This is a genomic window from Thermaurantimonas aggregans (assembly GCF_003851885.1).
GTDB classification, from domain to species: Bacteria; Bacteroidota; Bacteroidia; order Flavobacteriales; family Schleiferiaceae; genus Thermaurantimonas; species Thermaurantimonas aggregans.
Genome location: NZ_BHZE01000017.1, coordinates 10,520 through 24,014 on the forward strand (window position 1 = coordinate 10,520; position 13,495 = coordinate 24,014).

At 42.2% G+C, this 13,495-nt stretch carries 5 protein-coding genes; all 5 read right to left on the minus strand.

Features of this window, described 5'->3' with window-relative positions:
• Window positions 1-183: 183 nt before the first annotated feature.
• Window positions 184-7,692, minus strand: coding sequence for a GEVED domain-containing protein (locus tag EIP89_RS08295; RefSeq protein ID WP_124398213.1), 7,509 nt, complete (start codon window positions 7,690-7,692; stop codon window positions 184-186).
• 85 nt (window positions 7,693-7,777) lie between these two features.
• Window positions 7,778-8,575, minus strand: coding sequence for a type I methionyl aminopeptidase (gene map, locus EIP89_RS08300; protein ID WP_124398214.1), 798 nt, complete (start codon window positions 8,573-8,575; stop codon window positions 7,778-7,780).
• Window positions 8,576-8,589: 14 nt separating this feature from the next.
• Window positions 8,590-9,021: a BT0820 family HAD-type phosphatase gene (locus tag EIP89_RS08305; RefSeq protein WP_124398215.1), complete on the minus strand. Its 432-nt coding sequence runs from the start codon at window positions 9,019-9,021 to the stop codon at window positions 8,590-8,592.
• Between the two features lie 5 nt (window positions 9,022-9,026).
• Window positions 9,027-10,559 carry a 2,3-bisphosphoglycerate-independent phosphoglycerate mutase gene (gene gpmI, locus EIP89_RS08310; RefSeq protein ID WP_124398216.1) on the minus strand — a complete coding sequence of 511 codons (1,533 nt, stop codon included), beginning with the start codon at window positions 10,557-10,559 and terminating at the stop codon, window positions 9,027-9,029.
• A 56-nt stretch (window positions 10,560-10,615) separates the two neighbouring features.
• Window positions 10,616-13,393: a TonB-dependent receptor gene (locus EIP89_RS08315; protein ID WP_124398217.1), complete on the minus strand. Its 2,778-nt coding sequence runs from the start codon at window positions 13,391-13,393 to the stop codon at window positions 10,616-10,618.
• Between the last annotated feature and the right edge of the window lie 102 nt (window positions 13,394-13,495).

Below are 13,495 nucleotides of genomic sequence, written 5' to 3' on the forward strand. Positions count from 1 at the left end.
AATTATATAAAAATATCCTTCTAATTAGTATTGCCAGGATTTCATTTTGATTATTTTTTACCACCATTCCATTCATGTAATTACTTATATCTCTTTTAAGACTTAAGTCGAAAACTGAATAGTTAAAAAAAAAACTGCCCCCCGGATTGGGAGGCAGTTCTTATTTAAAAGTAAGCGGAGTTCTTATTTTCCGATCACCACCTTTCGGTTAATGATTCCGGCTGAGGAGTGTACGCGAAGTAAATATGTACCTGCAGCGACATCTTCGAGTTTAATGGTTTCTCTAAATGTTCCACCTGCGCTTCTCCACTCAGTGCGATAAATCACTTTACCTGTGAGATCGACTACTTCTATGGGCAGGGAGGCCACGTCATCGCTAAAGGTTACCTCAAACACACCTGTATTTGGGTTCGGATACACTTTGAGGAAAGACCCAAGCAAATGCTCAGCAGTTGAAACCTTGAATTCAAGTGTATCACACACGGTAGTGTCACCACATTCATTAAATGCCGAAAAGCAAACTCCATATTTTCCATTTTGTGGGAATGTAAATGTGGCATTTAGCGTGTTTGCAGTACCCAAACCGGCAAAATCCCAATGTACAGAATCAGCATTTGTGGCTACACCATTAAATGTCACGGTATAACTAGTGGGTATCTGTGTGAAAGTAAATGAAGCAGTCGGTTTTGGTGTAGGTGTAATGATCACAGGTGTACGCACTTGTGAACATGCAGAGGCTTGGTAGTACACCGTAGCAGTCCATGAATTGGCAGGTACAAACTGGTAGAGGTCGTTGCAAGGACCTGTACCGCCATCTGGCCATGTTCTACCAACGTGCAGCTCTAAAGTAAGTGTATCAGAGTTAATAACTCCGTTGGCAATATTAAGTGTGCGTGAGTAGGCCTGTGTTCCACCCTGATTCAGCGCTGGACCAACTACTACTGGTTCAGCAGCATTGTTGTTGACTACCCGAATTCTCGAAAGCTGCTCTGAAATCCAACCACCACCAGTAGCAGTGATGGAGTAAGAAACCCTGATAGAGTCAATCACTGCACCTGCAGGCACTGCTATTTTAAGGATTCCCGGACAAGAACTGAAAGATGTAGCTGAATTAATGAAAGTTCCAGCACTTTGAACAAGTGGCCCATGTGTGGCTGAGGCTGAGTCACCAACAATCTGACGATATTGCAGATAATAATCATTCTTTGTTGAAATAGAAGGCACAAAGAAGGTATTACTTGTCGCAAGAGGTGTACCGCCAGTGGGCTGTCCATACCATTCGTACAACAGACCCGGACCTGGTTTTGCCTGAAGTGTGATAGTATCAATACCTGTACACACTGAGAATGGTAACACTACAGGGTTTCTTGGCTTTATAAATACCTGAAGATTTAACGAGTCATTGCTGGTCACCTGATCGTTGGGCAATGAGGTGAAGCTCAAAATGTTCAGGTTCAAACCTTGGAATCCATTAATTGTACCCATGTTGATTGTATCTCGAGCACCTGCTGCTAAAGAAGGTACTGATGCTGTAAATGTCTGCGTCAAATCACCTGTTATTTGACAGGTTACAGGCACATTTGATATCGGGTTTGCTCCCTCATTTTTCACCACTACACGTACATTCATCACACTGTCACCACATTGACCGTTTCTTGGATTTACAAGTGCTTCAAGTCGGGCATCGAATGCAATAGGAGTACATACCTGTACCGGACCAACCCATTGGCTGTACTGGTTAGGACCGCAGCTGTCGCGCACATACATGTCGTAGCATACATTCGATGAAAGACCAGTTACTGTGTATGGCTTTGTGGTGATGTTGGTGATCAAAGTTCCTTGAAGCGATCCTGGTGTAAAGCCTACAGGTCCCCATTCGATCTGATGATTATTGTCGAAACTACCCCAGTTGAGTGTAGCAGAAGTCGGGGTGGCACTCACTAAAGTAAAATTGAACGGACCTGTACATGGCAGCGGTACAAATTCCACAGCACCTGGGTCAGGCGTTGAAGTACGTGATACACCATTGATATCTGTGGGTACTACTGTTAGAAGGTTTGCACCGATATTGTTGAACTGTGGTGAACCTGGAGTAAAGTCATTAGCTGCTGGATTCACATAGAAGGGCTGACCGAACTGACTGTTGGAGTCAGGGTTACCAGTTGAGGCTTGCCAGTTAGCAAACGTATTGATGTTTGAACCGTTGAATCCAAAGAATGCAGAAGTTGAATTCGTTTGTCTCCAATAAGCGTTGTGATTATAGGTAATGTTAGTAACTGTATTAGATTGGTAAATGATATAGGATGTACCGGTTGTGGGTCTGCTGGTTGTAATGAGGTTATTTCTGATGTCGATGTTGCTCATTGTTCCCAGCAGGTAAATTAGATACTCCCCACCAGTTCCAGTGGAGTTATGCTCTATTGATATAGAGTTGTGGTACACATTCCAGTTACTAGAACCTGATAGGTAGAAACAATAGTTAAAACCAGTGTTTTCCCAACCATACATCCAGTTGTTGGCAAAGAGATTTCGGTTATTCGGGTTACCGCTTGAGGTGAAGTTATAGAATCCGAAAGCAGAACCAGTGATTGAAGTTGCCGAAGCATAAGGATTGCGGATTCTGTTGTTGGTAATCTTCGAGTTACGGATCTCATTGCTGATATAGATGCCGTAGAAGGTTGTAACTGTTTGACGATTCAAACGGTGAATATCATTTCCGTTGAATTCCAAACTATCCACACCCCTTGTGAAGAAACTGTAGATGTAGGCGTCTGCGAGCGTATTGTTCAGTATTTTATTTCCTACAGTAAATGGGCCTGTGGTAGCAGTATTACCTCCTAAATAAATGTTTTGGTAACCTCCTGAAATAAAGTTTTTCTCAATGGTAATGCGATCGCACACTTTACCAATTCCGGTAATGCTGCTTTCAGATATAGAAGCCAAAATACCGTTATAGTTGGTATTGGTGAAGTTCATCGGCATTACAATAGAACAGTTTTTAACAGTAATGTTTTCTGCATTACCTGTGATGTAAACACCTGTAGCAAATTGCGATATCGTACCTGTTGAACTTATGTTTAGAGAATCCAGTACAAAGTTTCTCGTACCTTCAAAGGCAATGATCGCTCTTCGATCGGTATTATTAGAGTTGAAAGAGATGGATTCTCCATTACCTTTTAATGTTACGGTATTTGCTACACTGGTGTTTGGTATAGTTCCAAAGTAAGCTTGCTCAACATATGGACCCGAACCTGGAACCACGTTTACAGTCACCGGTCCACAAACACCCACTTGGCTCAGGGTATTAGCAAAATCGGTGAAGCTCGCAAAGTTGCTACCTGATGTAGCAGAAAATGCATTGATGGTATAAGTTCCAGAGAGGCTTCTGCGAATACCGCTTCGCGTGAGCGTATTGTTTGATGGATCGGTATCTACACCAGGTCCGCTTGCAGTAATGGTAGCTGTAACGTTCACGAGGGCGTTTGCTGGAACGTTGAAAGTACCAAGTGTAATATTTACACTTTGCGATGATGCCAGCACCCCGGTCCAGTTTACAGGTGTTTGCGGTGTATTATCTACACTCCATGCAATAGTAAGAGAAGTGACAGTATCGAGACCAAGGTTAGCGATTTGTACTTGAGCTGTAGCAAAGGTATCACAAATGGCTCCGGTAGGCTGGGTGAATGAAACAATTGCGGGATCAGGGCCTGGTGGCGGGTTAAATTCTATAGCACCGGCATCTGGGAAGGCCCCGCGTGGTGTACCGAAGAAGTCTGTCGGTACCCAGTTTTGAAGATTAAAGCCCATACCGTTAAAGAGCACATTTGTTGGCTGTACATTACCTGTCCATATGCTCACAAAGTTCGGATTGGCATAGCGGCCCTGCTGATCAAAGGCATTGTTAGCCAAAGCCTGCCAATCAGCAAACGTATTTACGTTAGAACCTCTCCAGCCAAAGAAGTAATTGGTACCTACTGAGTCATGTATAAAATATGCATTGTGATTGATTAGCGGACGGCTGGTAGAAGAGTTAAGATACATAATGTACTTCTGACCTGTTCCAGCTCGCATCAGGTAGAACAAGTTGTTCATGTATCTGATGGAGTCGTTTGCAGTAGCATGCCATACAAGTCGTGTAGCACTTGATGAAACAGCATTGGGCAGATAGATGGCTATGGTATTGTGATATACCTTCCACCAGTTACATGAGCTGAGGAAGTAGATACCATAGATCAAACCATTGGTCTTGATGTCGCGTATGATGTTGTTGGCGATTAAATTCCATTGGCCCGCGTCAGAACCACCAGAGATGTAAATCGGATAAGCTGCTGACGTTGGGAAGGTAGTAGCTGCATTGAAGGCATTGTGAATTAAGTTTCCTACAATGCGGCAGTTATTGTAGTAACCGGAGAAAAGTACACCATAAAAAGTGGTATGAGTAGTACGCGTGGGCTGTGAAAACTCATTCCTGACCACTTCTAAGCTATCATTTGGACCAGCATACACACCTGCCAAATAGTAATCCAAAAACTTATTGTTTTGAATTCTATTAAACTTAGATAAGCCTGCTGAAGTCGAAGAAACACCCATTACGGTGAGGCCATAATAACCACCAATGATGGTATTGTCTTCAATGAGATTATAGTTACCACAGTTACCAAAGGTAGTTGAGCTTGTGTTAGTACCTGAAATAACAATAGGTACGTTGTTAAATGTTGTATTCAACGGGCACTCGATGCGGCACTTGCGGATGATGTTGTGGTCAGCATTGCTGGTAAGGTGGAAGCCCCAGCTGTTTGAAGCGTTGGTAGCTCTTACGTTCAAACTATCGAAAGTAAAGAAGTCGGCACCATTCAAGCGAATGACGAAGTTGGATGCTGAGTTGGTAGCATCGAATCGGATGGTATCACCATTTCCATTTATTGTGATTCTGTTTGTTGCACTTGCACCAACTATGGGGTTAAACTGTACTTGCTCAATGTAAGGACCTGAGCCCGGAACTACATTCACGGTAACCGGTCCACAAACACCGTTAGTATGTAAAGCATTAGCTAAAGCATTAAAGGATTGGAAATTTGTAGCTGAGGCTGGTTGACCTGCATTAATGGTATATGTACCAAACAATCCATTTGTATTATAAGCCCTAGAGGTAGTATCGTTGGATGGATTAGCATCTATGCCCGGAGCTACACTGTCGACGTATGCTACCAGATTATATGTCTGACCTGGAGTGGCTGCAAAAGTTCCTAGTGAAATAGATTGATTTACAGCCGTAGCTAAGTTGCCGGTAAAATTAACAGGGCTTTGTAATACACCATTTACACTCCATTGAATTCGCGCAAAGGTCAGGTTGGTGAGACCGTAGTTGCTAAGATTAACGGAGGCTGCAATATTACCCGTACATCCAGAACCAGGCGACGGTGAAATAAAAGTAGTGAGCACGGCATCTACACCAGGCAGCGGGCTAAATTCATAAGCTCCAGGATCGGGTGGTACAGTGCGCGTTATATTTAAGATATCATTCGGTACAATAGCAGTTAAGTCAAAGCCTATGTTATTTATCGCCGGATTAATGGGCTTAAGATTTCCAGCCGATTCGTTTTCATAAATCGGATTGGCGTACTCACCATTTTGCTCAAATGCACCTGAAGCCACTGATTTCCAGTTGCTCCAAGTTTTAACATTCGATCCACGAAATCCAACGAAGTTTACCGGATGGATGGTATCTATAAAATAGACATTATTATCAATAATGGGTGTATAAGTTGAACTCGAAAGGTATATAATATGATTTTGACCACTTCCTGCTGTACCACGAATACATGTAAAGACATTGTTGCGGATACGCATGCTGTCAGGTGTAGTTGAAATCCACACCAATCTATTCGCACTCGCTGAGTTAGCTGTTGGGTTATTAATCGAAATTGTATTGTGGAAGAAATCAAAATAACCAGTAGAACCAGTATGATACCAGGTATAAATAACACCATTTGTGCGAATGTTATAAAAGATATTATTAGCAATAAGGTTTCGGTCAGCAGCATTGGTAGCACCAGCTGTAAACCATATTCCGTAAAAAGAACTTGTAGTATTTTGCTGCTGCTCGAAAGGTGAGTGAAATCTGTTTCTAAGGATTTTATTTCTTCGGTTATTAGTACCCGAAATGTATAAGTAATAGCAAGTTGTCAGGGTATTACGTGTCAAACGATGCACATTGTTGCCCTCAAAAACCAAGTCATCCACGTTTTGACCCCATACTGAGTAGAGGTAAGAGTTTCGGATCTCATTATTTATGAATTTATTTCCTGTATTAGGTGTGGTAGCAGATCCATTCAATGAAATGGTGTAATAACCACCCTGGATAATGTTATTGATAAATTCATTATAGTTACCGTTATTTCCTTGACCAGTGGTTGAGGTTTTTGAGTTGGAAAAGACAATAGCACCTATATTGAAGGATGTGTTTTCCATATCGATATGACCGATAACACAGCCAACGAATTTGTTAGAGTCAGCGCTGTTTCTAAACTCCAATGCATGGCCATTGCTGACTCCGAGAGATAGAATTTGAAGGTTATTGAATTCAAAGTGCTTGGCGCCGTTTAGTTCAATTGTATGTCTGAGGGCACTGTTGACGGCGTCAAAACGAATGATGTTGTTGTTACCATTAATAACAATCTTATTAGTGGGAGAAGTACCTGGCACATAAGGTAACACAATTTGCTCAGTGTAAGGTCCGGAGTTTGGAGCCACATTTACAGTTACTGGGCCAGTGACTGAACCACAGGCAAGGGCATTGGCAAAAGCAGTAAATGATGTAAAATTATTTGGACCAGAACCTGAGGGGTTGATTGTATAAACACCGTTAAAATTGTTACCCGCAGCAATTACCTGACGTGTCGTAGAAGGCGTAGATGCACTACCACAGGTTACATTACATCTGAAAAAGGTGGTAGTAGAAACTGCTTGAGAATAGACTGGTGAAGTAGCACCTGTTATGTCGGTCCAGGGACCGGAAGCCGAAGGAGCTGACTGCCACTGATAGGTTTGACCAGCTCCAAAAGTGATGTTTGCCAATGAAAAGTTTACTGTAGTACCTGGACAAACGGAAGTGTCAGAGGCAATAGTGGTAGCTACTGGGGGAGGAGAAGTACAAGGAGCGGTAGGCAAAACGTTAATAACGTAATCTTCTGTCTCACCAAAAGTTTGAGGATCGCAAGGGCTTGTTGGTACAGCAACATAATTACACCTCACGCGCAACCTTACGTTGCCAGGGGGAGTACCTACAGGAATAGTAAAACTACCATTAAATGGTGTGGTAGCCCAAGTCACGGAGTTCCAGAGATCCTCGCCGGCATCCACGAAATCCCCATCATTGTTCCAGTCAGCCCAGATTCTAAAACCTTGAGACCAACTAGATCCTGATTGTACGGTGAAGTTTATCTGAGTTCCAGGAAGAGCTGTTACTACCTGGTTTGAAAAAAATTGATAACCATTAGGGGAACAACCACTATTGAGATTACTAATGTTAGTTACACCACCAGTGGTGGAGAAGTTCTCAATTTGGTCACCAGAAACGCAGCTATTGGTAGGGATACAATAGGTTTGTGCATAAGAAAATTGCACACCTGTAATTAGTCCCGTCAAGAAAAAGAGCTTAAGGAAAAGATTACGCGAGTAGATTTTTGTCATACCGATTGTGATTTTTACACAAATGTATGACTTCCGTTAAGATTGTAATAAATTTTTTTTGTGAATTTTTTATGCAAGCACAATGTTAATAGACAAAGTATTCAAGTGGATTACCGCCAAGTGCCTCATATATAAAATTAAAAGTTGAAAGAATTTCAGGCTTTCCGTTCAACACAGCTACGTTGTGCTCAAAGTGAGCTGAGGGTTTTCCATCAGCTGTTACGATGCTCCACCCATCCTTGAGCTGGCGCACACGATGCGTTCCGAGGTTGATCATGGGTTCAATGGCAATGACGAGGCCATCTTCAATTTTTTTGCCTTTGCCGCGCTTGCCGTAGTTGGGCACCTGAGGTTCTTCGTGCAACTGGCGCCCCAGTCCATGCCCTACAAGCTCACGTACAACTCCATATCCGTGAGCCTCTGTGTGCGTTTGAATGGCATATCCAATATCACCGATTCGATTGCCTGCTTTGCACTGATCGATGCCGAGATATAGACTTTCAAGGGTGATTTTTAACAATTTTTTTACTTCAGGTGATACCTCACCCACCATAAAAGTGTAAGCGTGATCACCCATGTAGCCATTGAGCTTCACTCCGCAATCAATCGAAACAATATCACCTTCTTTTAGAGGCTTTGTACCTGGTATGCCATGTACTACTACCTCATTGATGGAAATACAGAGGGTATTGGGGAAATTGTAAAGACCTAAAAATGCAGGCACCCCGCCGTGATCACGTATAAATTCTTCTGCTTTTTTATCGAGTTGCAGAGGTACAGCACCTGGTACTACCTCTTTTGCAAGCATTCCCAACGTTTTACTTACAAGCAAAGCAGCTTGACGGATCAGCTCTATTTCTTCTGCTGATTTGAGATAAATCATCCGATAATTTTTCCTTATCTTTTAAATAATTTGCTGAGAAACGATCTTTTCGACCTGTTTTTTCTGAGAATTTCCTCTATGTCTTCAGACGGGCCGTAGAGTTGCTGATAGATAACTCCCCAGCCGGGAAATCCACCGAAATTTCTATCATCTATAAAGAGGTCAGCATGTATTTTCCGAGATGTTTCTCTTTCGTCAAATTTTTCCTCTGGATACGATTTGTTCACTGCATAAAACTCAACACCGTGCTTTCGGCAAAATTCTACAGCTTCTTCTAATCGGCTTCCAGTACGATACGTCCACAGAATAAGCCGATGCCCGTCGGCCTGTAGTTTTTTAAGTGTTTCGAAAGCAAAAATCAATGGCTTACCTATCTCGGGATATTTATCCTCTACGATGGTGCCGTCGAAGTCGATGGCAATGATTTTAGAACTCTTTTTAATCAATTTACTCAGATTATTTCTTTAACCAAAACATCACCAGTCATTTCCTCAGGAATGGGTAGCCCCATTAAAGTTAAAATCGTGGGAGCAATATCGCCCAGCTTGCCATCTACGATTACATGGCGCTGCTTCGGTTCGCACAAAAAAACAGGTACCGGATTAGTGGTGTGAGCCGTATTTGGAGAGCCATCTTCATTGATCATGTATTCTGCATTGCCGTGATCAGCTAAGACGATACACGTGTAGCCGTTATCCAGTGCCTTTACTACGACTCTTCTCGTGCACTCATCTACGGCTTCACAGGCTTTTATGGCAGCTTCCATCACGCCAGTGTGGCCCACCATATCCGGATTGGCAAAGTTTAAGCAAATAAAATCGGTAGATTTGCTCTCGATTTCCGGCAAGATGGCCTCAGCTACTTCATAAGCGCTCATTTCCGGCTTTAGGTCGTAGGTGGCCACTTTTGGCGAAGGTATCAAAATGCGTCTTTCTCCCTTAAAGGGTTCTTCTCTTCCACCTGAGAAGAAAAAAGTTACATGAGGATATTTCTCCGTCTCGGCGATGCGGATCTGACTTTTTCCGTGCTTTTCGAGCACTTCGCCGAGCGTCATTGTAAGATTGTCTTTTTCAAAAAGTACCTCTACACCTCGATAGGTGTCGTCGTAGCGCGTAAGAGTGATGTAACGAAGGGGTAGAGTATGCATGCCGTACTCAGGAAAATCCTTTTGGGTGAGCACGGTAGTAATCTGCCTGCCGCGATCGGTGCGGAAGTTGAAATTGATGACTAAATCGCCCGGCTGTATGCGAATGGCTTCAGCAGCTGATGGTGCCACGACGATTGGCTTCAGGAACTCGTCTGTAACCTCTGCTTCATACTGTGCCTTAATGGCCTTGATGGGATCATCGGTATACTCACCTAGGCCATTTACCAGAGCATCGTAAGCTAGCTTTATTCTCTCCCAGCGCTTATCGCGATCCATAGCATAGTAGCGGCCTGTAATGCTTGCCAGCTTACCACCAGTTTTATGCAAGACTTCTAAAAGTCTCATTATGTAACCCACGCCCGACTTTGGGTCTGTATCTCGACCGTCAGTAAAGGCATGAACGGCTACATTTTTAACCCCAGCTTGCGAAGTTATTTCCAGAAGACCAATTAAATGATCGATATGTGAGTGTACACCACCATCGCTTACCAGACCGATGAAATGAAGCTTTTTATCCGGTTTACTTCTTAAATATTCAAATGCTTTGTTTAAGATGGGATTTTTGGCTAACGAACCGTCTTCAATGGCCAGTGAAATTTTAACGAGGTCTTGATACACAATTCGCCCGGCTCCTAAATTCATGTGGCCCACTTCGCTGTTCCCCATTTGGCCATCTGGCAGTCCCACATCGAGCCCCGATGTACGAAGCGTAGCATGTGGAAAACGCTTGTATAAACTATCGATAAAAGGCGTGTGCGCCTTGTCGACAGCCGAAACTTCTGGATTCGAAGCTATACCCCAACCATCGAGGATGCACAGCAAAACTTTAGAACTCATATGGCGCAAAGATAGATTTTGCTACCACTAAAAGAGGTGAAAAAAATCAGCTCCTTTTACCTTGGTGGCCCCATCATTGGGCTTTCTTCTCTGGGAGCGCGGTTACCGCGATAATTTCGAAACTGGTATAAAAACGAAATTAAGTAAAAGCGATTTAGTACGAGCGATTGCGTATCTTCTACATAAAGCTCAGTAACGGTTCGATTGATGCTGGTGTTTTGATTGAGCAAGTCGTACACCGACAATCGAAATTCCCCGGCTTTGTTTTTCAAAAACTTATATCCAATGTATCCATTTAAGCGAATAAAATTCGGATTAATCGCATCTGACAGGCCTATGTATCTTGTTTGAGTCACTTCTGCATTCAGCACTAGTCCCTTCCATGGCAGTATGGTAGCTGAGGCTGTATTCAGATTCAGCCAATAGTTATTGTTGAGCTCAGGCTGAAGTTTGTTGTTCACAATAAAGTAGGTCAGATTGGTTCGAAGATTAAAATCTACACGTTCGCCGAGATTACTGCTTATACCCAACCCACCGTTTGTAGAATAATTGTCTACCCGATTGTCAATACCATTAATTCTGGACGGGTTCTGCAGCCATCCCAAAGCACCATTCACATTTAAATTTATTCTGAGCTTTTGAATGGGCATATTAAAGGCACCAAAGAAATTGGCATTCGTGCGTGTATTTAAATTTTCAGGTACGATGACTTGTGTGCCTCTTTTAATTACTGTGCCATCAGGTAAAATGGAGTCTTGAAGAAGAATTTTTGAAATGTTGGCAATTGGATTGTTTGTCAATCCGTATGAAAGACTCATAAAACCGCCCCTCCCGCTGAAGTTAAAGAATCCGTAAGCAATGCGAATGTTGTGCGTATACTCTTGACCGAGATTAGGGTTACCGGTAGTTAAAATCAATGGGTTGGAATTGTCAATTACATTTTGAAGCTGGCTAACTGAGGGTAGATTGTTTGACGTAGTGTAATTGATTCTGAAATTTTGTCGCGGTCCTACTCTGTATCTAAAAAAGATTGAGGGAAAAACATTGTAAAAAGGCTTATCCACTTGCCTAAAGTCGGGGAATAACTGCTCGCTGTAAAGCCTAGTATAAGCAAAATCAACACCTGTGGTCAATGTAAATTTTTCATCCGTTGTGCGAAATTGGTGTTTTGCTCCTGCTCGCTGAGTGTGAATGAAGTTATCAAATTCATTGCTCAGCGCAGTGTCAGGCACATAAACGGTTTGCCCAAAGGCTGTAAGAGCAGCTGTGTACTGATTAGATCGAGTAATTCTGTATTCAGGAGCATAGTTGAATTCGATTGAGTGTAATTTACCTATAGGTTCGGTAAACGAAAAGCGGATATTGGTATTCAGAGCATCGTTTAGTCGGTCTTGCTTTTGGTCGCGGAAGGTGGTATCTACATTTCCGATGTAAAAAATGTTTTCTGCTAAAAGCAGGTTTAGGGTAGTAGTATTAGATTGATTGTAGTTCAGGTCTGCTGAAAAGGTTCTTCCTGGCTTTAAGAAGCGCTTTCTAAAAATCAGCTGAGTCTGTACTGCCCAAGTTTCAGAGCTGTTGTTTAGCAGGTTGAAACCTTCGTTTAGATTCTGAGTTTTTCCGATGGTAGTTTTTGTAGATGTTGTATCTAAACGATCCGAAATATTGTAGCTGACAGAAGGAACAAAAACGATCGAATGCAAAGTATCAAAATTATACTCAAAGCGTCCGTTGATGCGATGACTTTGGGTAGTAGTCTGAGCAATTCGATTTTCATCGGCAAACTGACTTGAGGTTTCGTTTAAAAATGTTTCTCGTACTCGTTTGGTTTCCAGATTATTTACATTATTTCGAAAGTTATACCCCGTAGTGAGTTTCCATTTTGTTCCCGCGTTTTGGTAGTTTATTCCAAATGTTGATAAGATATTGATTCCATCGGCAGGGGTCTCGGAGGGCATAAATTGTCTGAATCTTCTAAACTGAGAATTAGCAAGTGGATCTTCTTGACCTACATTCAGTTGATTTAAATTATTATGCTGTCCATTGATGCTGATGCGTTCTTTGTTCCGAAAGAAGTTGATGTTGCCTCCGAAGGCAAATCGGTCATTTGTACCTGATCCTGCTTCCAGCTTACCAAAATTTCCAAACCTTTTTTCTTTTTTAGTTACAATATTTAATACCCTTCTCTCCCGTCCATCGTCAAAACCTGAAAATCGAGCTTGCTCACTGCGCTCTTCGTAAATCTGAATGCGATCAGCAATATCAGCCGGTAAATTTTGAACAATGCTAAGTGCGTCGTTTCCAAAAAATTCTTCTTTATCGACCAATACGCGGTCAATCACCTGACCTTGTGTTTTGATCTGTCCGTTTTCGATGGTAACCCCAGGCAATTTTTTGAGCAAATCAGCCACTGTGGCATCCGGATTTACTTTAAAAGCATCTGCCGAATACTCGGTAGTATCACCTTTCACTTGAATAGGAATTACCTGGCCAATGACAATTACATCTTCAAGCAGACTTGTATCTGATTTTAATGCAATAATACCAAATACAGTGTCTTTGTTTAAAACAAATTCGGTCAGATAGGTTTGATATCCAATGAAAGATATTTGAATGCGGTATTCTACACCTTTTTTTAGTGAAATTTCAAATTTTCCTTTAGCATCAGTCACTGCAGCACCCGCCAGCTTGGCATCTGACTTTTTTCTAGCGACCACATTTACACCTGGTAAGGGTTGCTTGTCTGAAGAAGCTATTACTGTACCTCTTACTATTCCATTTTGTGCATGTAAAAGACCTGAAATGGCTAAGAGTATATATACAAGAATGTTTCTCATGCGATTTAGGATGTGCAATGACGATGTTTAGACCTTAAACATTCGAAAATGTTTAAAATCTGCCCGAAAATAGATTGAATACTTAGATGTTTTTTAAGAAAA